General features: G+C 35.5%; 19 protein-coding genes. 9 read left to right on the plus strand and 10 right to left on the minus strand.

All coding sequences use genetic code 11. The annotated features are described in order from the left end of the window. The first annotated feature begins 6 nt into the window (after window positions 1-6). The 4 genes from glmS (at window position 7) to ABD792_RS03620 (ending at window position 6,923) form a co-directional block, all read left to right on the plus strand. A complete protein-coding gene (gene glmS, locus ABD792_RS03605; protein ID WP_345004429.1) occupies window positions 7-1,854 on the plus strand; it encodes a glutamine--fructose-6-phosphate transaminase (isomerizing) in 1,848 nt (615 codons plus the stop codon). 196 nt (window positions 1,855-2,050) lie between these two features. After that, window positions 2,051-4,858 (plus strand): TonB-dependent receptor, encoded by a 2,808-nt coding sequence (locus ABD792_RS03610; protein ID WP_345004430.1) that lies wholly within the window; start codon window positions 2,051-2,053, stop codon window positions 4,856-4,858. Between the two features lie 185 nt (window positions 4,859-5,043). Further along, complete coding sequence (gene atpD, locus ABD792_RS03615) at window positions 5,044-6,552, plus strand: F0F1 ATP synthase subunit beta (RefSeq protein ID WP_345004432.1); 1,509 nt, start codon at window positions 5,044-5,046, stop codon at window positions 6,550-6,552. Between the two features lie 77 nt (window positions 6,553-6,629). Continuing rightward, on the plus strand, window positions 6,630-6,923 hold the full coding sequence (locus ABD792_RS03620; RefSeq protein ID WP_345004433.1) for a F0F1 ATP synthase subunit delta/epsilon: 294 nt from the start codon (window positions 6,630-6,632) through the stop codon (window positions 6,921-6,923). A gap of 81 nt (window positions 6,924-7,004) precedes the next feature. Here the strand turns inward: ABD792_RS03620 and ABD792_RS03625 are convergent, their stop codons facing one another. The 4 genes from ABD792_RS03625 to ABD792_RS03640 form a co-directional block, all read right to left on the minus strand. Further along, entirely contained in the window at window positions 7,005-7,685 is a 681-nt protein-coding gene (locus ABD792_RS03625) for a LytR/AlgR family response regulator transcription factor (RefSeq protein ID WP_345004434.1), read from the minus strand. A gap of 123 nt (window positions 7,686-7,808) precedes the next feature. Beyond that, window positions 7,809-9,197: a sensor histidine kinase gene (locus tag ABD792_RS03630; protein ID WP_345004437.1), complete on the minus strand. Its 1,389-nt coding sequence runs from the start codon at window positions 9,195-9,197 to the stop codon at window positions 7,809-7,811. After that, window positions 9,175-9,933, minus strand: a complete 759-nt coding sequence (locus ABD792_RS03635; RefSeq protein WP_345004438.1) for a hypothetical protein — start codon at window positions 9,931-9,933, stop codon at window positions 9,175-9,177. Before ABD792_RS03635 ends, ABD792_RS03630 begins: the two co-directional genes overlap by 23 nt. An 11-nt stretch (window positions 9,934-9,944) precedes the next feature. Next, complete coding sequence (locus ABD792_RS03640) at window positions 9,945-11,117, minus strand: hypothetical protein (RefSeq protein ID WP_345004439.1); 1,173 nt, start codon at window positions 11,115-11,117, stop codon at window positions 9,945-9,947. A 176-nt stretch (window positions 11,118-11,293) separates the two neighbouring features. On the opposite strand from ABD792_RS03640, the gene bioB reads away from it, so the two are divergent. The 3 genes from bioB (at window position 11,294) to ABD792_RS03655 (ending at window position 13,885) form a co-directional block, all read left to right on the plus strand. After that, window positions 11,294-12,388 carry a biotin synthase BioB gene (gene bioB / locus ABD792_RS03645; RefSeq protein WP_345004440.1) on the plus strand — a complete coding sequence of 365 codons (1,095 nt, stop codon included), beginning with the start codon at window positions 11,294-11,296 and terminating at the stop codon, window positions 12,386-12,388. Window positions 12,389-12,502: 114 nt separating this feature from the next. After that, on the plus strand, window positions 12,503-13,366 hold the full coding sequence (locus ABD792_RS03650) for a cupin-like domain-containing protein (protein ID WP_345004441.1): 864 nt from the start codon (window positions 12,503-12,505) through the stop codon (window positions 13,364-13,366). 27 nt (window positions 13,367-13,393) lie between these two features. Then, window positions 13,394-13,885, plus strand: coding sequence for a DUF6646 family protein (locus tag ABD792_RS03655; protein ID WP_345004442.1), 492 nt, complete (start codon window positions 13,394-13,396; stop codon window positions 13,883-13,885). Window positions 13,886-13,960: 75 nt separating this feature from the next. Here the strand turns inward: ABD792_RS03655 and ABD792_RS03660 are convergent, their stop codons facing one another. Together ABD792_RS03660 and ABD792_RS03665 are read right to left on the minus strand one after the other, a co-directional pair. Further along, entirely contained in the window at window positions 13,961-15,367 is a 1,407-nt protein-coding gene (locus ABD792_RS03660; protein WP_345004443.1) for a Gfo/Idh/MocA family protein, read from the minus strand. A gap of 28 nt (window positions 15,368-15,395) precedes the next feature. Then, window positions 15,396-15,869 carry a regulatory protein RecX gene (locus ABD792_RS03665; RefSeq protein ID WP_345004444.1) on the minus strand — a complete coding sequence of 158 codons (474 nt, stop codon included), beginning with the start codon at window positions 15,867-15,869 and terminating at the stop codon, window positions 15,396-15,398. A 118-nt stretch (window positions 15,870-15,987) separates the two neighbouring features. On the opposite strand from ABD792_RS03665, the gene ABD792_RS03670 reads away from it, so the two are divergent. Next, complete coding sequence (locus ABD792_RS03670; RefSeq protein WP_345004445.1) at window positions 15,988-18,330, plus strand: hypothetical protein; 2,343 nt, start codon at window positions 15,988-15,990, stop codon at window positions 18,328-18,330. Window positions 18,331-18,375: 45 nt separating this feature from the next. Here the strand turns inward: ABD792_RS03670 and ABD792_RS03675 are convergent, their stop codons facing one another. The 4 genes from ABD792_RS03675 to gdhA form a co-directional block, all read right to left on the minus strand. After that, window positions 18,376-20,787 carry a TonB-dependent receptor plug domain-containing protein gene (locus ABD792_RS03675; RefSeq protein WP_345004446.1) on the minus strand — a complete coding sequence of 804 codons (2,412 nt, stop codon included), beginning with the start codon at window positions 20,785-20,787 and terminating at the stop codon, window positions 18,376-18,378. A gap of 3 nt (window positions 20,788-20,790) precedes the next feature. Further along, window positions 20,791-21,510: a DNA repair protein RecO gene (recO, locus tag ABD792_RS03680; RefSeq protein WP_345004447.1), complete on the minus strand. Its 720-nt coding sequence runs from the start codon at window positions 21,508-21,510 to the stop codon at window positions 20,791-20,793. After that, window positions 21,510-23,861 (minus strand): type IX secretion system anionic LPS delivery protein PorZ, encoded by a 2,352-nt coding sequence (porZ, locus tag ABD792_RS03685; protein WP_345004448.1) that lies wholly within the window; start codon window positions 23,859-23,861, stop codon window positions 21,510-21,512. Before porZ ends, recO begins: the two co-directional genes overlap by 1 nt. A gap of 123 nt (window positions 23,862-23,984) precedes the next feature. Further along, entirely contained in the window at window positions 23,985-25,328 is a 1,344-nt protein-coding gene (gdhA, locus tag ABD792_RS03690; RefSeq protein ID WP_345004449.1) for an NADP-specific glutamate dehydrogenase, read from the minus strand. A gap of 200 nt (window positions 25,329-25,528) precedes the next feature. On the opposite strand from gdhA, the gene ABD792_RS03695 reads away from it, so the two are divergent. Continuing rightward, window positions 25,529-26,359 carry a THC0290_0291 family protein gene (locus ABD792_RS03695; protein WP_425568108.1) on the plus strand — a complete coding sequence of 277 codons (831 nt, stop codon included), beginning with the start codon at window positions 25,529-25,531 and terminating at the stop codon, window positions 26,357-26,359. Window positions 26,360-26,381: the final 22 nt, after the last annotated feature.

The following is a 26,381-nucleotide window of genomic DNA, read 5'->3' on the forward strand; positions in this document are numbered from 1 at the left end:
TTACTTATGTGTGGAATTGTTGGTTATATAGGTCATAGAGAGGCCTACCCTATCATTATTGAAGGTTTAAAACGTTTAGAATACCGCGGTTACGACAGTGCCGGAATTGCTTTATTTGATGGTTCAAACCTTAAGATATCAAAAACCAAAGGCAAAGTAGCCGATCTGGAAAACCGTTCAAACGAAACAATAAGTACTAATGGCCATATAGGCATTGGTCATACAAGATGGGCAACACACGGTATTCCTAACGATGTTAACTCCCACCCACACTGTTCCAACACAGGAGAACTTGCCATTATACATAATGGTATTATAGAAAATTACGAATCCCTTAAAAAAGAACTAATCTCTAGAGGATATACATTTAAATCGGATACAGATACCGAAGTACTTGTAAATCTTATTGAAGATGTTAAACAAAAGGAAAACGTTAAACTCGGCAAAGCCGTTCAAATAGCACTAAACCAAGTAATAGGTGCATATGCCATTGCCGTATTTGACAAAAACAGACCTCAAGAAGTTGTTGTAGCGCGTTTAGGCAGTCCATTAGCAGTAGGTATCGGTGATAACGAATTTTTTATTGCCAGCGACGCGTCGCCTTTTATAGAATACACTAAAAACGCCATCTATTTAGAAGATGAAGAAATGGCCATCGTTAGATTAGGCAAAGACATAAAAGTTCGGAAAATAAAAGATGATTCCTTAGTAGACCCTTACATACAAGAGCTACAAATTAACCTTGAGCAAATAGAAAAGGGAGGCTATGAGCATTTTATGCTTAAGGAAATACACGAACAACCTAAAGCCATAACAGACACTTACAGAGGGCGCCTTTTAAAGAATGAAGCGCTTATAAAAATGGCTGGCATTGAAGACAACTTAAATAAGTTGCTTAATGCCAATCGCATTATTATTGCTGCTTGTGGTACTTCATGGCATGCAGGATTGGTAGCTGAATACATTTTTGAAGACTTGGCAAGAATCCCAGTAGAGGTAGAATATGCATCAGAATTTAGATATCGAAATCCTGTTATTACAGAGAACGATGTCCTTATAGCCATTTCCCAATCGGGAGAAACAGCCGATACACTAGCTGCTATAAAATTGGCAAAATCTAAAGGAGCCTTTGTATTTGGTGTTTGCAATGTTGTTGGTTCTTCTATCGCCAGAGAAACCCATGCAGGTGCTTACACTCATGCTGGCCCAGAAATTGGAGTGGCATCAACCAAAGCATTTACAACCCAAGTTACAGTATTAACTTTAATGGCCTTACGTCTTGCAAAAGCTAAAGGCTGCATTTCTAACTCCGATTTTCATCGCCATTTGTTAGAATTAGAACTCATTCCCCAGCATGTAGAAAATGTGCTTAAATTGGATAACCATATTAAATTGATTGCCGACACCTACAAGCACTCCAATAACTGCTTATATTTAGGAAGAGGCTATAATTTCCCAGTTGCTCTAGAGGGTGCTTTAAAATTAAAAGAGATTTCATACATTCATGCAGAGGGCTACCCTGCAGCAGAAATGAAACACGGCCCTATCGCCTTAATTGATGAGAACATGCCAATTGTAGTTATAGCAACAAAAAGGGGACATTATGAAAAAGTAGTGAGCAACATACAAGAGATCAAATCCCGTAAAGGAAAGATCATCGCTATTGTTACTAAAGGAGACACAACTGTTAAAGAACTTGCAGACCACGTTATAGAAGTTCCAGAAACCCTAGAAGCTTTATCTCCTTTACTAAATACAATTCCGCTTCAGTTACTATCTTACCATATAGCTGTGCTATTGGGCAAGAATGTAGACCAACCTCGTAATTTAGCAAAGTCAGTTACGGTAGAGTAATTTTTAGTTCCATACACCCCCAAAATATTATTATGCCAAGCATAAAAGCGTGCATAATATCTTACTTTTTGTATTTTTGTTGATACAATTTGTTTGATTTACGCGTATTTTATTATGCATGCATAATTTTTTTTATATTTTTATGTTCGCCTTAAGTGTATATTATTATTTTGAAATTGACTAATTCTATAAATAAATGAAAACTATTCTCCCCATTTTAACATTATTTTTTAGCACATTTTGCTTTTCCCAGACCTCTGTAACTGGCTCTGTTATAGACGATAATAACCAACCGATTCCAGGTGTTAATATTGTTATAGTTGGTACTTCAACAGGTACTGTTTCAGATTTTGACGGAAACTTTAGCTTGACAACAAATGAAACACCTCCCTTTTCGATTCAGGCAAGTAGTGTTGGATTTGAAACTGTAATTCAAGAAGTAACAGCAAATAATCAAACTGTAAACTTCGTATTAAATGAAGGCAACAAACTAGACGAAATTGTTATTTCGGCTTCTAGATCACCCGAAAGTGTTAGGGAATCTCCTGTAACTATTGAACGATTCGATTTAAAAGACATCAAATTTGCTTCCTCTCCAAATTTCTATACTAGTTTAGAGAATTTAAAAGGTGTAGATGTTCATCAAGGCAGTTTAACCTTTAACTCTGTAAACACACGCGGATTTGCTACCTATGCCAACACACGTTTTGTTCAATTAGTAGACGGAATGGATAATGCTCTACCGGGATTAAACTTTGCTTTAGGTAACATTCTTGGCCTTAGCGAACTTGATATTAACAGTGTTGAAATATTACCAGGGGCATCTTCGGCTCTGTATGGAGCAAACGCTTTTAATGGCATACTATTTATGACCAGCAAAAATCCTTTCGATTACCACGGTGTAAGCGCCTACTACAAAACAGGATTGACCGTGCAGGATGAAGCAGGAGACAATCAGTTTCATGATTTTGGTATTCGAGCAGCACATGTTTTTAGTGATAAGTTTGCCGCAAAAGCTTCATTCTCCTATATGAGAGGTACCGATTGGTATGCTTCAGACGACAACCAATATAATTTGGGACCTGTTGGAACTGCAGACGCTATACTTCCTTTTAGGTCGGGACCAGCTCATGACGGACTAAACATATATGGTGATGAAGTATCTCTAGCAGCCAATGGACTAAACTTGAACCAAGTAGCCCAACAATTGGAAGCTGGCGGCATACTACCTCCAGGTGCCAGTATGTTAGTTCCTGAAGTTAATGTTGCCCGCACTGGGTACAGAGAATCCGATTTAACAGACTATAAGGCAGAAAGTATAAAAGCGTATTTCACCCTAAACTACAGGCCTTTTGGTGACAATACTGAAATTGTGCTAAGCTCAAAAATAGGCAAAGGTTCTTCTATTTACCAAGGCTCTAACAGATATGCCATCAAGGATTTTGATTTACAGCAGCACAAATTAGAATTTAAGGGTGATAACTTTTTTTTAAGAGGCTACACAACAATCGAAAACGCAGGCGATTCATACGATATGCGTTTTACAGGGATTAACATGAACAAAGTTGGAGCCACACAGTGGTTTGGAGCTTATGCTGCAGCCTATGCACAAGGAGCAGGACAAATACTGGCCGGAGGGGGAAACCCAAATGACCCCGTCACACAATCTCAGATACATGATGGCGCTAGGACTTTTGCAGATGCTAACTTTACACCACAGCCAGGAAGTCCTGAGTTTAAAGCCCTTTTTAACAAGGTTACTTCTGACCCCGATGTGACTACTGGATCGAAATTAGTCGATAATACCAAAATGCATATTGGAGAAGGAAATTACAACTTTAAAGACCTGTTGAACAACGTAATCGATTTGCAAATTGGAGGTTCCTACAGAGAATATTCGCTAAACTCCAGCGGTAGTGTTTTTACCGATTATGATGGCTCTATAGATTACCACGAATATGGTGCTTATATTCAAGGTATAAAAAAATTAATGGACGATCGTTTAAAAATAACGGCTTCACTTCGTCTTGACAAAAATGAATTTTTTGACCCAAGGCATTCACCAAGACTTTCTTTAGGTTATTCGGCCGGAGAGAACAAAGAACATAATTTTAGAGCTTCCTTTCAAACAGGTTTTAGAAACCCACATACGCAAGCTCTGTTTATTGGCTTTGATGTAAGCAGGGCTATCCTAGTAGGTGCCGCACCAGACAATTTAGACAGGGATTTACCCAATACAGATTTAACAGGAAGAGATGCCTACTTTAATTCTTATACCCTTTCTTCAGTACAGGCTTTCCAAGCTAGTGGCGGCACAACACAGTTAATGCCCGTTCAAGGCACTGGCATAACGCCGCTAGTTGAACAAGAAAAAGTTACTGCATTTGATGTTGGCTATCGTGGCAAGCTAGGAATTTTCACTGTAGACTTCAATGCCTACTATAGCACCTATAACAACTTTATAGCTGAAAAACTTGTAGTTACTCCAAAAACAGGGTCTGTAAGTGATATGACTGGTGTACTTGATGTTGCTGGAGGAAATGTTCAAATTTTCAATGTATTTACAAACTCATCAGCAGACGTTAATTCTTATGGGGGTGTTGTTGGTCTTTCAACAAAAATAGCTAAAGACTATAATTTTGGAGTTAATTATACTTATGCCAAATTAGATTTCGACCAATCATCAGATCCAGATTTCAGCGCTGGTTTCAATACGCCAGAACACAAAATAAAGGTATCCTTAGGAAATCCCCAACTATTCAAAAATTTTGGTTTTAACATTAATGCACGTTGGAGTGATGAATATTTATGGCAAGCAAGTATTGCTAACGCTGTTATACCCTCGAGAACAGTTGTTGATGCCCAAATAAACTATACAATACCATCTATGAAATCGGTATTTAAAATTGGAGGCACTAATTTAGGAGGAAAAGAATTTCAAAGTGCAGTAGGTTCGCCTTTTATTGGCTCCCAATATTTTATTTCCTGGACGATCAACAATTAACTTAATTTCTCTATTTAGTATACCTTTAAATAACAATCATAAAACACCTTGAAATTCAAGGTGGTTTTTTATATCAAAAAAGCTTTAAAAACAACTTTCTTTTTAAATTAAAAAATATATCTTTGCACGCGAAAACCAAAACTGTTTTCGTACAATTAAATTGCATAATATTAAACACATAAGTAATGTCTAAAGTTACAGGTAAAGTTGCACAAATAGTAGGTCCGGTTATCGATGTTGAATTCGGTTCTGGTTCTGAACTTCCAAAAATTTACGATTCATTAGAAATTAAAAGACCTGACGGTTCTGTTTTAGTACTAGAAGTACAATCTCATATTGGTGAGGATACTGTTCGTACTATTGCTATGGATTCATCTGATGGTTTAAGTAGAGGTACCGAAGTTACTGCAACTGGTGCGCCAATACAAATGCCAATTGGAGATGATGTTTATGGTCGTTTGTTTAATGTTATTGGAGATGCAATTGATGGTCTTGGTAACTTACCAAAAACTGGAGAAGCAGGTCTGCCAATTCACCGTCAAGCTCCAAAATTTGAAGAATTATCAACGTCAACTGAAGTTTTATTTACAGGTATTAAAGTAATCGACCTTATTGAACCTTACGCAAAAGGAGGTAAGATTGGATTATTTGGTGGTGCTGGTGTAGGTAAAACAGTATTAATTCAGGAGTTGATTAACAATATTGCTAAAGGTCACGGTGGTTTATCTGTATTTGCAGGTGTTGGAGAAAGAACTCGTGAAGGAAATGACCTTTTAAGAGAAATGTTAGAGTCTGGTATTATTAGATATGGTGATGACTTTATGCACTCTATGGAAGAAGGTGGTTGGGATTTATCTAAAGTTGATAAATCTAAGATGAAAGAATCGAAAGCTACTTTCGTATTCGGACAGATGAATGAGCCTCCGGGAGCACGTGCACGTGTAGCCTTATCTGGTTTAACTATTGCTGAATATTTCCGTGATGGCGCTGGAGACGGACAAGGAAAAGATGTACTTTTCTTCGTAGATAACATTTTCCGTTTTACACAAGCTGGATCTGAGGTATCGGCATTATTAGGTCGTATGCCTTCTGCGGTAGGATACCAACCTACGCTAGCGACAGAGATGGGTGCGATGCAAGAACGTATTACTTCTACCAAGAAAGGTTCGATTACATCTGTACAAGCGGTTTACGTACCTGCGGATGACTTAACAGACCCTGCGCCAGCAACAACGTTTGCCCACTTAGATGCAACAACAGTATTATCGCGTAAGATTGCCGAGCTTGGTATTTACCCTGCGGTAGATCCGTTAGATTCTACCTCTCGTATTTTAACTGCTGACATCTTAGGAAATGAACATTACGATTGTGCACAACGCGTAAAAGAGTTATTGCAACGTTATAAAGAATTACAAGATATTATTGCCATCCTTGGTATGGAAGAACTTTCTGAAGAGGACAAAATGGCTGTAGGTCGTGCTAGACGTGTACAACGTTTCTTATCACAACCTTTTCACGTTGCTGAGCAGTTTACAGGTATACCAGGAGTATTGGTAGACATTAAAGAAACGATAAAAGGATTTAACATGATTATGGATGGTGAATTAGATCACTTACCAGAAGCAGCGTTTAACCTTAAAGGAACTATCGAAGAAGCTATTGAAGCTGGAGAAAAAATGTTAGCTGAAGCTTAAAATAGTATACAGTTTGCAGTAGCAGTTTGCAGTAATGCAACTGTGTACTGATACTGAATACTTAATACTGATAAAATATGTATTTAGAAATTGTATCACCGGAAGCAACTTTATTTAGCTCAGAAGTAGACTCTGTGGTTGTACCTGGAGTTAATGGCGAGTTTGAAATGTTAAAAAATCACGCTCCCATTGTTTCTCTTTTAAAATCAGGAACAATTAAAATAAAAACGCATAGTCAAAGTCATTTGGAATTTGACGATTTGCATGCAAGATTGGTTCCCCATAATGATGACAAGAAGATTTTGACGGTTAAGATTGATTCTGGTACTATAGAGATGAAAGACAATAAAGTTATTGTTTTAGCCGACTAAAAACTTTAAGCTTAGAATATATAAAATCGTCTAGAAGTAACTTTCTAGACGATTTTCTTTTTTTGGCCACCCAGACTTTTTTCACATCAAGTTTAACCGTTGAAAAAACACCTCTTTATAACGGTTACCAATAGCAATCTTATGGTTATTGATATACACATGGTTGTTTTCAATTTTATTAATTTCAGAAATATTAACCATATAGGATTGATGCACTCTTACAAACTGTGATGCCGGTAATTTAGCAACTAACTCCGTAAAGGTCATACGAGGTGAAAACACCTTATCTTTAGTAGTAATATCTAAATAATTACCAGCCCCTTTAACAAACAAAATAGCTTTAAACTCAACTTTTATGTTTTTAAAGCCATCTTTAATAAAAAAGAATGGATTGTGTTGTTTTAAACTTGCTAAGCGTTCTTCTACTTTATGGATTGCTATTTGAAAACGATCAAATTCAAATGGCTTTAACAGATAATCAACCGCATTGTAAGCATAGCTATCCACAGCAAACTTACTATAGGCTGTGGTAAAGATAATCTGGGGCTTAAATTGTAATCCATCCAGTAATTCCAAACCAGACACGTGCGGCATATTGATGTCCAGAAACATTAGGTCGACGGGGTTCTGCTTTAAAAAGCCCAAAGCATCCTGCGCATTATAAAAATGGGCAATAAGCTCTAAACCATCTACTTTAGAAACATGATGTTGAATAACCTGTATGGCTTTGGGTTCGTCGTCTATGGCAATGGCTGTTATCATTAATTGTTCATTTGTCATCGCGATGAGGAACGACGTGGCAATATCTTGGTTATGGGTTTCAAAACTAACAGATTACTTCGTTGCTTCGCTCCTCGTAATGACGTTTATATTTTTGGTTAAACATTATTTTGTTTTAATACTAATGCTCACAGAAAATATATTATTCTCTTTAAGCACTTCTAAAGTATGCTTTTTGGGATAGACCAACTCTAGGCGTTGCCTGGCATTTGCAATACCAATGCCAAACCCCTGCTCTTTATAGTAGGTTTTAAAAGCCTCATTATAACTGTTTACACATTCAAAACTAATGGTATTACCATTACAAACAACCGATACTTTTAAAGAAGATGGTGCCGATGGGTCTATGCCATACTTAAAAGCATTCTCCACAAAGGGAATAAGTAACCCCGGACTTATACTATGCCGTTCAATATTGGTAAATTGGGTCTCTATTTGCGGCTCTACGGCACAACGCAACTTTTGAATAGCAATATAATCTTTTAAATAGCTTATTTCATGATCCAACGGAATAAAATCTTTGTTTATATCTTCCTGCATATAGCGGATAAGACTCGCTAATTTAGCAGTACTCTCGGCAGTTCTATCTGCCTTTTCCTCAAGCGCTGTGGCGTACAAGGTATTTAAAGTGTTAAACAAAAAATGAGGGTTAACCTGCGATTTTAGGAGTTGAAGTTCAGAATCTTTGGCGCCGAGTTTTAAAGCGAAGAGTTTTTCTTTGGATATGATTTTTATTCGGAAGTAGCCGTAGATGAACGATAAGAAAAGAATAAGCAATAAACTACCTGCTAAAAAAAACAAGAACTGTACAATATCTTCACTAGTGTTAAAGTGTAAAGGATGATTAAGGCAAGCGTAAACGGAAACCAAATAAAATACTGATAACAATAGTAATGTCCCATAATACTTTTGCTTATCATATTTTGTAAGCAATGACACAGCATAAAAAGCATGAAAATAAAAAACAGCAATTACAATTAAAAAAACCAAAGCTGCCTGCGGCTGCCCTTCAGAAATTATAAAAACCAATAAAAATCCAACAACTATAAAGTTTACAAAAAACTCCAAGAAATTTAGTTTGCCTTTTTTATCTAAAAAAAGGGCAGTATATAAGTAGTTTGTAAAAACTAATACAATGATTGGTACAATTATTATAACCAAAAAAACAATCATGTTTTGGCTGTAACGAACATAATCTCTGGCAAGTTCGTCTTTAAAATTAAATATTTCAAAAATTATAAAAGCAAGCAAACATCCTATACACCAAAACCTATATGTGGTGATTTGTTTATTAAAGTATTTAGGCAACAAAACGATAGAGTGAATAAAAAATACCGTAGCAGCAGCCAAAATTAAGTAACTGATTTTCCTAGAAATAGTCGTGTAGAAAACAGGGAAATCAGGTGTTGCGAAAACAATAGTGCAAGCAAAAACTACTAAAAAAGTAATATTCCACGTTATTTTTTTGGTATTATCTTGATAAAGTGTCATCATAATTTTCTTTGTTTAGAAGGATATCTAAATTCTTGTACAATGTTTCTTGTTCTAGAATAACAGCAGGGGCGTTATAATTTATATACTGCTCACCAGTATTTACGAGTATTCGGTATGGAAAAAACAGTTTAGCATCTTTGGCTTTTATATGTTCTCTAATGTCAGTTATTAATTTTGGGGAAGCTAAAAAATGATAGCCTTTAATTTGATATTGTTGTATGGTTTTTTTCCACTTTCTTATATCATCTGCCTTTCTGTTAGAATCGGTGTTAGGATAATCTACAAATACAATTTTTACATTTTTGTCATTATAATTGTCATACAAACTATTTAATCCGGACACGTAATTTTCAAATTTGATTATGTCTTTTACTAAAGTAGTCTTTCCATTTGTAAGATGGTTTAGCTGAGCGGAATCCTTTTTTCGCTGCTGAAGATCCTTTTCGTTTTTTTCGGCTAATTTTAGGGTTAATTCCTCAATTCTCTTTTCATAGTCTTTGCGCCCAAACCAAACAGGTACATTTTTTAAAGGTTCCCAAACAGTTATGTATAAAATGCTGTTTTGTAGTTTGGGATGGTTGATAATTTGATCAAGTGAATTATAATTAGAATAATCTTCAATTAATACAATATCATCAGTGCCATTAAATTTCACCTCATAGGGATAGGTAAGTGCATATCCAATAGCAGTAAAAAAGCTAATAATTCCAATGATTTTTACTAGGTCTTTAATCATCTTTTTTAAAATTATAAGTTGTATTTTTCTATGAGTTTATCATTCAATTCACCATTTGGATATTTCAATATAGTTTTTAAAATCAATTCTTCAACAGCTTCTTCATTTTTAATAGTTTTTATCATTTCTTTTCTATTGGTTTGAGGCTGCAATAAATAATTTGTAATAAAATAGTAGACGGATTTTTCAGGAAAGTTTTTTATGGCAGTTCTAATTTTATTTATATCATATTCATAATACCTTTGGTAAGATTTATTCTTAATATTCAATTTAAAATTTAAGTAAAGAGGTAAAAATTTATTGTAAGATTCACTTATTAATGTTTCAATATTGATGTTTTCATTATCAAACTCAATGATGTCCATTATTTCTTGAGGAATTTCATTTGTATAAAAAACATTCATCTCTTTTTCTTTTGTTAGCATCAAAAATCTCAAAAACTCTTTTTTTATGCTAAATTCAATTTCGGCATAGATATAATTGTAAAATGTAGGAGAGAGCTTATTTTTATTTTTTTCTAACTCATCTAAAAAATTTCTTCTTATTTTTTTAAGACTAATAATAGCTTTATCTATAGGCAAAGTTTTATAAATATCTAATCTGTTGTCTATCTTGTTATCTAATGAAAAAGATTTTTGAAAATACTCATTTTGAAATGTATTCTCTCCTAAAAAACTAATACTTGTTTTTTGAGTGGCTTCTAATGTGTTATCTTTAGAAACTTCAACCCCTGTTTCTCTGTACTTTTTAGCCATCTGTGGAGTTAATTTAGAGATACTCCAATTTCTTTCCAATTCTATGTTTAGTGTTCTGTTGGGTTCTAACAAAAAGGTTGTAGTTCCGTAAGTATAAAATTTTTCACATTGATTATAAAAATATTGATCTGTTAAATTATTATAGAGTAAGTGTTCTTTATTTAGTTTGGCATTTTGCTCACTCATAAACAATTGGACAACAAAAGGCTTGTCTATATTTTTAAACTCAAAACTAAATGTACTGTCTTTAGAAACTATTTGATGCTTTAATTCACTTAAATGTGGCGAATGGAAAGGCATTGTTTGTAAGTAGATTGTGTCTGTTGGCCAAAAATGTACTTTCCCTTTAATAGCAGTTATGCTTTCTTGGGCTGTAGCATTAATGGCCAATAAGATTAAAAGAAAAACATGTAATAGTAATTGTTTCATAATATATGATTTAAATTTTCACACATCAAACCTACAATCACTTTAAACCATTAAAAAAACAATGTTATGGATATTACATATCATGGTATAAAACTAACTTTTAAAGTTAAATTTATAAGGCAACGCTACACGTTTATTGGGCATAATACTTATTTTTGCTAAAAAATCATCGGAGCATGAGCGCGACAAGACACAACTGGACTAAAGAAGAAATTCTGGAGATATATAACAAGCCGTTTATGGAATTGCTTTACGAAGCCGCAACGGTACACAGGTTACACCACGACCCTAATGTGGTTCAAGTAAGTACTTTGTTATCCATTAAAACTGGTGGTTGTTCGGAAGACTGTGGGTATTGTCCGCAAGCAGCACGTTACCATACCAATATTGAAGGTAACGACCTCATGTCTGTACAACAAGTAAAAGCTCAGGCTCTACGCGCTAAAGAAAGTGGAAGTTCTCGTGTATGTATGGGAGCGGCTTGGCGAAATGTAAAGGATGGTGAAGAGTTTGACCAAGTACTCGAAATGGTACGCTCCATTAACAAATTGGATATGGAAGTATGTTGTACCTTGGGCATGCTTACAGAGAACCAGGCCAAACGCCTTGCTGAGGCCGGACTGTATGCTTATAATCATAATTTAGACTCCTCGGAAGAATATTATAAAGAAGTGATCTCAACCCGAGGGTATCAGGATCGTTTAGACACTATCGACAATGTACGCAAAACAAATGTAACGGTTTGTAGTGGCGGCATTATTGGTATGGGAGAAAAAACAGAAGACCGTGCAGGCATGTTAGTTGCTTTGTCGACATTAAACCCACAACCGGAATCGGTACCTATTAACGCTTTAGTTGCAGTAGAAGGAACACCTTTAGAAGACCAAAAACCGGTATCTATTTGGGACATGGTACGCATGGTAGCTACTACACGTATTGTTATGCCAGAAACGCAGGTAAGATTGAGTGCTGGACGCACCCAAATGACCCGTGAGGGACAGGCGATGTGCTTTTTTGCTGGTGCTAATTCCATCTTTGCAGGAGACAAATTGTTAACAACACCTAATCCTGATGTGAACGAAGACATGAAAATGTTTGAATTATTAGGTTTAAATCCGCAAAAACCTTTTACAAAGAAAGTGCAGCCACAAACAGTAGAGGCTAACGATTCACAATACCAAGCTCTAGGTGAAAAACCTAAATGGACACGTCCAGATCATACCATTGAGCGTAATGAACTTGCTAAAGAAAAAGCGAAAACGCTAAAATAGTTTACATCCTAAAAACTCAACTATTTAGGTATATTCTGAAAATAAGTTAACGGTAAAACACTATTTTAAATTACATAACGTTTTCTTAACTTTGGTTAACTAAATTTATCGATATTGCCTCTAAACTTACAAGATGTACCTCGCGTAAAAACCATTACCAAAGAGGACTTTATAAAGCACTACTTTAAACCGCAAAAACCAGTGGTTATTGAGCGTTTTATTGAAGACTGGCCTGCTTTTTCGAAATGGAACTTAGACTACATGAAAGCCATTGCGGGAGAAAAGATTGTGCCACTTTACGACGATAGACCTGTAGATTACAGGGATGGTTTTAATGAGCCCCATTCCAAAATGAAAATGGCCAATTACATAGACTTGTTAAAGAGCGAACCTACTAAATACCGCATTTTCCTTTGGAACATTCTTAAAGAAGTTCCGCAACTTCAAAAGGACTTTTCCTTTCCAGATTTTGGCCTTAAACTCATGAAAGGACTTCCCATGTTGTTTTTTGGAGGACGCGATTCGCATACATTTATGCATTACGACATCGATCTGGCAAATATTTTTCATTTTCATTTTGAGGGGAAGAAATCATGTATTCTTTTTGACCAGGATCAAAACGATTATTTATACAAGATACCGCACTCGTTAATTACACGAGAAGATATCGATTTTAATAATCCTGATTTTAAAAAATGGCCTTTATTAGCAAAAGCAAAAGGATATAAAGCAGAACTAAACCACGGAGAAATACTTTACATGCCCGAAGGGTATTGGCATTATATGCGCTACATAACGCCAGGTTTTTCCATGAGCTTACGCGCCATTTCCAGAAATCCAAAACGTTTTGCTATGGCTATTTACAACATTGTTATTATGAGAAATTATGATAATGCGATGCGCCGCTTAAAAGGTCAGAAATGGATAGATTGGAAAAACGAACAGGCTATCATTAGAGCGCATAAGACTTTCAAATAAAACTTAAACTTTTAAAAATAAAAATACGTGAAAAAGACAATCTTAATTATTTCCTTATTAATTGTATCATTCGTTAATGCCCAAGTTTTTATAGGAAGTGGCGACAACAAATTTCAGGTAGGTGCTAATTTTCAAAATACTGCTTCAGGAATTAATGCCAGCTACGATTTTGGTTTGGGAGAAAATATGTCCGTAGGATTCTCAACTACCTATGCGCTTAGTATAGACGAAGATTTAGATGCCGATTTTACCGATCGTTTTGATATTAAAGCACGTTTTAATGCCAATTTGGGTAATGTTGTTAATATTGATGAAAACTTTGATATTTACCCCGGATTAAATATAAGCCTTAAAAACTTTGGCGGACACTTAGGAATGCGTTACTTTTTTACTGATGGTTTTGGAATCTACACCGAATTAAACACGCCTTTTGCCAAGTATAAAACAGATACCTTAACACCAGCCCAAAAATTACATAATCAGTTTACGATTAATCTTGGTGCGGCTTTTAATTTATAGATTCTAAAGTCTGGAGTTTAAGTCCTCTCGGAGATTAGATTACAGCGCAAAGGATACCATAATCCCAATATTATATTACAACAACCTTTTCGCTCTAGGTTCCAAATCGGTTAACTCAGAAATCCTGACTGGATCTCCACTTTCTATACTCTTTCTGGCTGCCACACCAATAAGGACAGACATAGCACCATCACGAACACCTGCAGCCCTGTCAAAAGGGTCTTTGGTACCTGGATTAACAAACACCTTATCATGTAATCGTTTATCTCCACCACCATGGCCACCTCTCTCATATGGCACTTGTATAGTGCTATGGTCATTCCATAGTTTATGCACTATTACAGGTTCGTACTTAGTTACTTCTTTGCCTCCTTGACGCATTTCTAGTGCATGAAGTGCCTCTTGTGTAAGTGCTTCTTTTTTATGATACGGAATATCCAACCAAGCCTCAATACGCCCTTCTGTGCCATTAAAAGCTATACGCCAACCTTCAAAAGGAGAATAAGTGGTTAACGAATAGTTTACCACCGTATTGTTGGCATATTTGACTTGAGCAGACATTTTATCATAAATATTAATATCTTTTCTAAAAAGACAGTTATCCCTAATATAACCATCGTGCTTCTCATTATTGACATAAAGGTCCATATCCCTTTCACTTTTAGTTATGTCCCAATAATAGTCACATTTTTTAGCATACTCACAATCCCTGCAGTTGTTACCTCTAAAGGCGTTAACACTGCCATAGTGCTCCAGATCACCATACGCAAAGACTTCTTTGGGATCTGAATCGAGCCACCAATTCAACAAATCGAAATGATGTGTTGCTTTATGCACCAATAAAGTTCCCCCGGTTTGACGCAGACCATGCCATCTCCTAAAATAGGAAGCCCCGTGATAGGTATTCAAATACCAATGGAAATCTACTGAGGTCACCTTACCTATTTCATTATTTTGTAACAGCTCTTTGATCTTAGTACTATAAGGACTCCACCGATAATTGAAACCAACAACGACCTTATTATTATATTTTCGTTCTGCATCAATGATTTGTTGGCACTTATGCTCGTCTATAGTCAACGGCTTTTCGGTCAATACATCGCACCCTAGTTGCAATGCCCTTACAATATACTCATGGTGCGTAGCATCGGTTGTAGTAACAATAACCAAATCTGGTTTATTTTCTATTACCATTTTATCAAAATTGGTATAGGTTCCACAACCCACCCCCATATATTTTTTGGCATATGCAACTCTTCCCGGGTTTATATCGCATAATCCTACAAACTCTATAATTTCTGGATACACCTCAACCAATCGTTTCCCCCAAAAGCTAGTTCCCCTAACACCAGTCCCTACCAATACCACTTTTAATTTTCTTCCTAAAAAAGGAAAATGCAATGATGATGCTTCAACCATTGTTCCAGCGGCAAGCATGGATACTGCCGATAAAAACTGCCTTCTTGTCTGTGAATTTTCCATATACTCATTAATTTAAATTGCAGACGCATTATTTAACCAACTCAGCAACTTTATCGTAAACCAAATACGACTCCCAGCCACGATACAATAAGTAATCTGCTAGTTTTTTCTTTTTTTTCAAAACATTTGCCTCTTTAATACTCAAAACACGCCTTTTCGCCAAATTGTTAAATGTAGTTAAATAAGTTTCTTCATCCAATTCCCCAATGGCTATATCAATATTACGCTTTGAAATATCCTTATGTTTCAATTCTAAAATTAAGCGTTGTTTTCCCCACTTTTTTATCTGAAACTTGCCCTGTACATAAGCTTTGGCATAACGCTCTTCATTTAAAAAGTTCTGCTCTATTAAGTGAACAACAATATGATCGATCGCCTCTGGGATCATTCTCATACCAGTTAGTTTTTGCCTAACTTCTTTATGACAACGTTCCTGATAAGCACAATAATGTTCCATTTTTTTTATGGCCTCTTCCAATGTATATATCTTTCTATGCTGCATAAGTCAAAAATATAAACAAATTAAGAAAATACAATCTTTAAACAATATACTGACTTACAATTAAATAAAACAACATGTAAGTTTATTCGTGTTATTTTTAATATATTTATCCTACAATATGAATAAACTAATTTTTATAATATTATTAATACTATTCTCCATATCAGCTCTTAATGGGCAGAGTATATACTCGAACCCTATAGCTGGAACTAATCCAAGTAGCGACAATCCATATACTAACGGAGAAGTTACAGATCTTAATATTACTGGATCTGGTATCGGTCGCGGATCTGGGTTGAATCCTCCTGGGGTAACAACAAACAATAGATACAATGCAAGAAGCTGGGGGCTCCTATTTAACTCAATCGATTATTTCTATATTACTATTTCTCCCAATGCCTGTTATGAAATAGATTTAGCAAGCTTTGCTTTTAGTAGTCAAACCTCACTCTTGGGTCCTTCTTCCATTGAGGTTAGAAGCAGTATAGATGATTACACCTCAAGTATTGGAGCCCCTACAACAGGATTGTCCGAAACAATATCTACAATAGATTTATCAGGGTCAGAGTACCAAAACATAAGCTCTTCCATAACTTTTAGAATATATGCATGGGGTGCTACTAGCGGTAATGGTACATTCAGCATAAATGATTTCACTTTTAACGGTGTTGTTTCTCCCTCTTTCACAACCATCTGGAACGGTTCATCATGGGACAATGGTTTACCTGATATTTCTACTACGGCTATAATTGATGGGGATTATAATACCTCTGACAATGGTAATCTTAGTGCTTGCAATCTAAAGATTAACTCCGGGTCTACACTTACAATCGGCAACTCTACCTATATAGAAGTTGAAAACGATATTAATGCAGAAGGTAACATAATTGTAAAATCACAAGGAGCTGTTGTACAAAACAGCAACGATGGAATCGTTACAGCTACTGGTTTAATTGAGGTAGAAAAAGAAACTGCTCTTACAAATGCTTGGTATGAATACACCTATTGGAGCTCTCCAGTATCTGGGACAACCATAGGCTCGGCACTAAGTGATTCTCAACCCAACAGGCGCTTTTATTATAATGCCCAGAACTATTTAGACGCTACCATGGAAACTAATAATGATAACTCTGCTAACATTGGGCAAGACGATATTGATGACAATGGAGATGATTGGCAAATAGCAACCAATTCAACTACTATGACACCAGGTGTTGGTTATATTAGCTCACATTCTAAAACACTTTTTTATGCAGAAATGGGTTCTCCACCACACCAATTTGAATATAAATTTACAGGCCCCTTTAACAATGGCAACATATCGGTTTCCATTTATAGAAATGACTCAGAATTAAATGATACTAATTGGAATTTGGTTGGAAACCCTTACCCGTCAGCCATTCATATTGATTCATTTTTAGCTGCAAACAGCAGCATTGATGGCGCTATCTACCTTTGGTCTCATAATACAGTGCCTTCTTCAACAAATAATGGCAATCAAGCCTACAACTTTTCCAATTCTGACTACGCCGTTATAAATGGCAGTGGAGAAACGGCTGGGGGCGATGGCGTTACTCCCAATCGCTCCATACCTTCCTGTCAAAGTTTCTTTATTAGTTATTCAAACTCAGGAACAGTAATTAATTCAAATGGAGCTATTAAAGAAGGAGAAATTAACTTTAACAATGCCATGCGAATTGCAAATGGAAGTGGTAATGACCAATTCTTTAAGGCTTCAAATATAGAATTTAAGGACAAATCGAATAAGCTATGGATTAATCTAACATCTAACAATGGTATTTTCAGCCAAACATTGGTAAGCTATTTAAATGGCGCATCCGACTTTGATGACGGTTCTTTTTACGATGCTCCTAAATCCTCTTCTAATGCATCTACTGCCACATTATATACTATCATTAATAACACCAATAAAAGCTTTGCCATACAAGGAAAAGCCCCCAAGAGTTTAAACAAAAATGAAATTATCACCTTAGGATTTAGCACGAATATTAACACAACTACACTTTACAAATTATCCATTCCAAAATTGAAGGGTAGTTTTTTACAAAATCATAGCATTTATTTAAAGGATAAGCTGCTTGACAAACTGCATAACCTATCTGAGTCCGACTATTCATTTACATCTGAAAAAGGAGTATATAATAAACGCTTTGAAATAGTATTTAAATCCAAACCTAAAAAAGACAACTTAGTCTATAACGGAGAAACCGTAATTAAGGCATTAACATTAGCAAACAATCCATTTCACTTTAACATGCCTAAATCAATCACAATAAAATCGATACAGATTTTCGATCTTCACGGACGCCAATTATGCTATTTAAAAACTCCTATAGCTTTTAAAGCAGATCGCTTTCAATTAAACAAAAAGACAATTTACATTGTTAAAATTGAATGTTCAGACGGCAATATTATTACTAAAAAAATAGTATGGCACTAAAAAGTTTACGAATGCGTATTTCTTAATTTTAAAACACCCTCTTCATTATATACAATACTTCAATGACAAAATAAAATTGCGTCCAGCTGCTGCAATCCCTGAAGAATAGGTTTTATAACGTTGATCTGTAATATTCTCCATGCTTGCTGTTATTGTTGTGGAATTGCTTATTTGGTATTGTACCCTTGCGTTAAACGTATACCAAGATGGCGCATACGGATTCCCATTTTCATCTAAGGCATAAATATAGTCCTTTCCTTGTTCGGAAGGTGCTAGCTGTTGAAAAGATAATTCATTATTATAATTGGCAAACACATCCAATTTCCAGCTTTTATCGGTCCATACAAGATGTGAATTCCCAAAACTAGGAGCTACGTGACGCACTGGTACTTCTATACCATCATTCTCTTCTGTGCCTCCAATGACACTATACTGAGACGTTAATTTTAAATGATTCGTTAACATCATTTTTAATCCAACTTCAAAACCATAGATCCAAGCTTTTGAAGCATTCTGTATGGCCTGTACCCTACTTAGCTCGCCATCGTAAACGATTTCGGTTTCTCCATTTACAGCAAAGTCCCTACGAACCAATGCATTATTTAAATAGGTATAATATGTACTCATATCCAATACAACCTTATCATTAAAGTCTAATTTTACCCCTAACTCACCACCATAAGCGTGTTCTGGTTTCAAATTATTATTGGGAACGACCACAGATCCAGGTTCCGAATCGAATACTTTGCCTATATCATCTATGTTAGGCGCTCTAAAGGCAGACGATGCGTTTAACTTCCACTGTATAATTGTATTAGGAGACCAGCTAATTCCAGCGGTTCCGGTTAAGGCTCCCGATTTATTTTTTGCAGAATCGAACGGTAAATTTAAATACACGTTATTTTCTTCGAAACTTGCTCTAGAGGCCACATGGTTAAAGCGTAAACCTGACTGAAAAACAAACTTATCATTAGGTTTGTATTTAATACTTGAATATACTGCCGCCGATTCCCAAGTAGCTCCATTAGGATATCTAGACACAGTTGGAAACAAGGTATTATTAGCTATGTTTTCTTCTTCTCCATGAGACATGACTTTATTATAAATATATTCCAGTCCATAAAAGAAACGAGTTTTAGAACTTAAAGTTTTCTCAAAGTCCATATTAAAAGAATACGCATTAATAGACTCCTTACGAATATTTCTTATATCGGACTGAAAATCTCTATCTTTTCTACTTTCCTTAAAATTTTGATATGCTACAGATGCTTTAACTTTATCATAAAAATGCGTCGAACTACTTAGTTTGGTCACCTCAAAATTGGTCATAAACCATTGCTGTGGTCCATAATTCCATTCTGCCGAACGCAAGTTACCGTTCTTGTAACGAATTAATCGATCGTATCTTGGTACATCAGAACTCGTAGTATAATAAAGACCTAAATCGAAAGTCAAATTTTCATACGGCTCATACCGTACTTTTTGCATTGTATTTAACTGGCTATATCCTGATTGTCTTTGAACTAAAGGGTTGTTATTTTGAATTACAACATCTGTTCCATTATTAGTAATAACAAATTCAGGTCGTAAGTATTCATCTGGCCCGTGCTTACCCATTCTTAAGTCATTAAAATCCGTATAGCTTACATTGGCAACAAAGGCCCATTTTTTAAGCCCTATATTAAAATCGAAATGCCCTGTTTTTTCGTCATTAGCTGTTGAATATCTTACAATGGTATTGGCTTTAAAGTAAAGTGAATCTGTATAAGATAATCTAGGTGTTTGTGTATAAAAGCTCATCACACCACCAATTGCATCACTTCCATAAATTACAGATCCAGACCCCAGTGTAACCTCGGTGCTTTCAATTGAAAATGGATCAATAGCTATAACGTTTTGTAAATTGCCACCTCTAAAAATGGCATTATTCATCCTAACACCATCCACTGTAATTAAAAGCCTGTTAGTTGAGAACCCTCTAATCATTGGGCTTCCTCCTCCTAATTGACTTTTCTGTATATAAACCTGACCTGTCGTTTCCAACAAATCTGCACTTGTTTGTGGATTTGAAAAAGTTACATTTTCTGCATTTAAATTAATTATACGCTGCGGGATATCTTTTTTACTCTGACCGAACTTAGAAGCTGAAACAACAACTTCATCCAAGCCCTGTGTGTTTACATCAAGATATACTATATTAGATTTATCTATTTGTGGCTTAGTAAGTTTCTTTAAAATATGGGATAAATGCTGAAAATAAATAATTTCGGAATCTGTAAACCCATCTAATATCACCTCTCCCCTAAAGTTGGTAAAAACACTCTTTGTCTTATCCACATTGAATATTGCTACTCCAAAAACAGGTTCTTCCGTAATTTTGTTTAATACTCTTATTTGTTGAGCATACAATGTCGCGGAAACAAATAAAAAAAAGAACCCTATATAAAAAAACTTCATGCCTTAATTAAAAACTTGATTAAATATCTGTAATGATTTAGGCGGTTTAAAACCACCCAAATGTAATTCAAAATAACTCAAAATCATATGTAAAAATGCCTGTCTTTGTTTTGAATTGATTTTTACTCCAGATAACTCATCAAATGTCGTGCCTAACAGCGTTTTTAAAAGCAATAAATTATCCCCCGAAATAGCATATATATCATGGGCTTTGCTCTCAAATTTACCCTCTCGCAAATTAAAGTAGTTATTACCATCATCTGCCTCATCTGGGTAGAACCCAAGATATCGTGTTAATTTAAGTAAAAACAACAAATGAAAATTAGCATAATTAGTATGCACATCTAACCAAAGTAGCGCCGTTTCAATATAACTAAAAAGCGATTCATTAGGTTCTTCTTCTTTTATAGTTGTAGTCAAAACCTCAGCTAAAAACATAACAATACTGCTCTTTAATACGTTGGAGTGCAAACTAGTATACATGTTAGCCAACCTAATTTCTTTTATAATCTGCAAAGAACGATTTGCCTTATAAACAACAACTAATTGCAATTGGGAAAGCAGTTGGAAATAGGCCGCTTTAGCCTTTCCTCTTTTACTATTAAAAACTCCTTTTAACAAAAAACCAACAACCCCTAACTCTTTAGTATAGCACCTAACAATGAGGTCATGATCTCGATATTTAGTTTTTGAAAGTACAATGGCATGGGTATCGATTAACATTATCTAACTACCATTAGTTTTAAAACCTTTGTTTCGTAGGTATCCAAATCGGAAAGCATTACCAAATAGACCCCAGATGCTACGATATTATTAGCAAGGTTTTTTCCGTTCCAATAGGCAGTACCGCCATCTATTTCAAGATTATATCCACTATACCTTTGGTTAGTTCTTGATTGTGCTTCGGCAACCAAATTGCCTTCTATATCTGTAATCTTAATATTTACATTTTCTGAAATGTCCTTAATCTTTACCTTCTCTTCCACAATATTAAAACCAGGCCTTACAGGGTTAGGATATGCATAAGCACTTTGTAAATCTTCCTGTGCTCCGGAACTTCCTGAACGAAACGACACCAACCCCTTGTTTGTTGCTATATATACAATACCATTTGATTCGTCTAAACTCACATCGTTTATTATATTTGAAGGAAGAGGAGAGTTGTCTTTTGTAAAATGAAATATTGTTTTTTGCCCATCCGATGAAAAATAAAACAACCCTGAATCGGCTGTACCTACCCACTTATTGTTAGCTCCGTCCACTTCAATATCGGTAACAATTTGCTGAAACAATAATTCTTTTGCTATTCCATCTTCTAAAATAACAATTTCTTCGGCTCGGACATCATCATCAGTAAAAAAGTTGGAGGTGTTATATAAAACACGTAAGCCTTTAAATGTACCTATCCAAAGCTGATTTCGTTTATCAATTGCCAATGCGGTTACGTAATCTGTTGGCATATTAGCTTCTTCTCCACTTAAATGTTTTAACGAATAATTACTACCATTATCATTAACACCAATAAGACCATGATTAAAACTACCAAGCCATTTAGCATTATCGCTTCCAATGACAATATCTGAAAAACGATTATCAAATGCCTCGGTAACTATCTCATTAAAACTATAAGATTTCCATTGATTATTTGATGGGTTGTATGATTTTAACGGTTTCTCAACAAAACTCGTTGTTGTCCACAAAACACCATTGAGATCAAACATTGAAGCGCCTACCCGAATATCCACATAATTAGGGTTTGATGGTACAATCAAGGATTCCAGGCCACTGTTGGTTTGATTGAATAAAATAGTTGGTTCATCTTCATTAACCTCCAAAAGACCGCTGAAAAAAGAACTTATAAACACCTGATCATTATTAAAAGGGTTAACAGAAATGGTGTTTAAAGACCTAGCTTCTAACACCTCATTATAACGAACGTTAATCCATTTTTCTTCTTTTAGATGACTAAAGCCACGCCTATGGGGCCCTCCATTTGGATAAGGGTTATAATAAATATCATACTCCCCAAATGTTACCCAAAGGCTATTGGCCATAGCTTTAATTGAGAAAGGAGTATTTAATAATGGCCCTTCTGGATGGGTTTCCTCAAAAACATTCGGACTCGCATATCCCGCTTTTAAGATCCCGAAATCTTTGGTGCCAATATAAACAATTTCGTTATCGATAGTAGCGACATTAAAAGCTGTGTTAAAATCAGGGGTAACTGACGCCTGAATTACTAAATTGAAACTTTCATCATAAATAAACGTATCATTCATAGTGGTCACAACCAGATTAGCACCAACAGATCGCATATCGAGAGGCGTATCTGCATATAAAAACTGCTCTGTAAGCACGTCGTTCACCACAGTGTACAAACGCCTGTTGGTTCTTATAGCGTATAAGTTGTTACCTACACTTTCTACAGCTAAAAAATCACCTAAAGTTACTTGTTGCCAATTTTGGTAGTCGATTAAATTAGTATTGGCCACTTGTGCCTTTTTTAATCCATTACCCCCTAAGCATGCTGCATAAATAAAATCTCCAAAAATAGTAGTCTGACTTACTTTTACCTGTGCACCCCCACTACCAATAAAGTAAGTATCTCCAAATTCTAGCCGCTCTAAATCGTAAACAGAAATCCCATAATCGGTAGCTATATATACAAGGTTATCAAAAACATTAAAATGGTTTATTCGTTTTTCGGTTGGAGGAATGGTCACTTTACCAATAATATCAACCACAGTAAGAATGTTTTCATCATTATCGAAAGCTATTTCAATCAAACCATTTTCATAGCCTATAAGCAACAACTCATAAAGATCACTATAGTAAATTGTTGAAATAGTTTCACCCGACAAACCATTAACCGTACTAAGTTCTGTTAGCTCTTGAGTTTCCAAATCTAAACTGAAAACAGCATTTTCGGAAGCAGCATAAAGCTTATCCTTCCCTCGAACAACATCCCTAACATTATTATATGAGAAATACCCTTGCCAAAGTAAAGAATAATCTTGAGCAAACGAAAACAAAGAGAATAAGCAGGTTATAAATACAATAAAGCTTTTAAACATACTTGCTTTTTTGGATATTCAAATATATTTATAACTAACGAGTTTTACTTTATAATAATATAATTTAAACAAAAAAGCTTCCCAAAAATTCAGGAAGCTTAATTAATAAACTAAAAATAAGGTTTATACAATACCTTGTGCCAACATAGCATCGGCTACTTTAACAAATCCTGCAATGTTCGCTCCTTTTACATAGTCTACATAGCCGTCATCGTCTTTACCATATTCAATACACGTATCGTGAATATTAGCCATAATCTCTTTTAGCTTAATATCCACTTCGTTTCGAGTCCAGTTAAAACGTAAAGAGTTTTGGGTCATTTCCAAACCAGACGTAGCTACACCTCCAGCATTTGAGGCCTTACCTGGAGCAAATAATATCTTTGCTTTATGGAAAGCGGTTATAGCTTCCTTGGTAGACGGCATATTAGCCCCTTCACTCACACACATGCATCCATTTCTTAAAAGTGCATTGGCATCATCTTCGTTCAATTCATTTTGTGTAGCACAGGGCAATGCAACATCGCACGTAACATCCCAAGGTGTTTTACCTTCAACAAAAGCAGCATTAGGATATACTTTCACGTACTCACTAATACGACCTCTTTTTACATTCTTTAACTGCATAACGAAGGCTAACTTTTCGGCATCAATGCCATCAGCGTCATAAACATATCCCGAAGAATCTGATAACGTTAACACTTTTCCTCCCAGTTGAATCACCTTCTCGGCTGCGTATTGAGCCACATTTCCTGATCCAGAGATGACTACACGCTTACCTTTTAAACTCTCATTTTTAGTGCTAAGCATACTTTCAGCAAAATAAACAGTCCCATAACCTGTAGCCTCAGGTCTAATTAACGATCCTCCCCACGACATTCCTTTGCCTGTTAAAACACCAGTAAATTCATTCCTTAATTTTTTGTACATACCAAACAAAAAGCCAATTTCCCTGGCTCCCACTCCTATATCTCCAGCAGGGACATCGGTATTGTGCCCAATATGTCTAAACAACTCACTCATAAACGAATGGCAAAAGCGCATAATTTCATTATCGCTCTTTCCTTTTGGGTCAAAATCACTTCCTCCTTTTCCTCCTCCCATTGGTAACGTTGTTAAACTATTTTTAAAGACCTGCTCAAAAGCCAGGAATTTTAAAATACTCATATTAACTGTTGGATGAAAACGCAAACCTCCTTTGTATGGACCTATGGCAGAATTCATTTGAACACGGTAACCTCTATTTACCTGAATCTCACCAGAATCATCTACCCAACATACCCTAAATGTTATCGCCCGTTCTGGCTCTACCATACGCAATAAAATATTCTTACCATGATATATATCATGTTGAACAATATAAGGTATTACTGTTTCTGCTACTTCTTCAACAGCTTGCAAAAACTCAGGTTCATGACCATTACGTTCTTTAACTAGGTCCATGAACCCCTCAATTATATCTTTCATCTACTTAAAATTTTAATTATTTTATTGATTATGTAATTTTAGAGCACAAATATACGTTATCTTTAAAAATTACATTGTTTTTTTTTGAATTTCGCAATTAAAAATTATAAAAAAATCCTACTAACTTTTTAACCTTTGTTTGTTATTTGAGTTTTTTTATATTTGTTACATTGGATGCCCCTAAAAAGCAACACCTTATTATGCTTAACTTTAATCATTTAGCCATTGCTTTTTGCCTATTCTTAGTTTTCCAAACTGCTAACTCTCAATTAGGATTTTCGCACGAAATTGGAGTTATAGCTGGTCCAGTAGAATTTAGATCTGATTTTGGCAGCAGGTTTAGCGAAGCCACAAATCTAGGAAACTCTGGAATAGGTATCGGAATCATCCATTATATAAATTTTGCTTATCGCGCCGATTGTAATTGTTATTCTACCGACACTTATTTTAACGATCACTTTAAACTTAGAAACGAGATTTCATGGAATTATACTGTACTGGACCATCATGGCGAATGGGTACAACCTAGGTACACGTCTCCCAATGCAGATAAACTAAGAGCTCATCATGGCGTAGCGGAAAACTTTGACATTGGCACCCAATTAGAATATTTCCCTAGAAGTATTCGTTCATTTCAGGCATTTAGTTATTTATTAGCCCCATATATAAGCTTAGGCATTCATTATACGACTTCCTCACCTCAGGGCAGCACAGATTATGGTGATAAAAATATTTTTAACGGGAACAACATATACTCTTATTGGTATCAAGACCCTAGTTTTTTACCTCCTATCCCTGCTGGCGAAACAAGGGAGTACCCAATCAATTTAAACCAAAGAGGAGATTGGTCCATGGTTACAAGTGTTGGGGTTCGTTACAAAATAGGAGTGCTTTCAGATTTGTTATTAGATTTAAGATGGCAACTCTATTTTAACGATTGGGTTGATGGCTTTAACCACAAACTGAGCTACAATAAATTTAATGACTGGCTTATATGGCTTAATGTTGGCTATGTTTACTATTTAGATTAAGCAAAACCCCTTCAAACACGCA

The organism is Snuella lapsa, from assembly GCF_039539345.1.
Lineage (GTDB): Bacteria > Bacteroidota > Bacteroidia > Flavobacteriales > Flavobacteriaceae > Snuella > Snuella lapsa.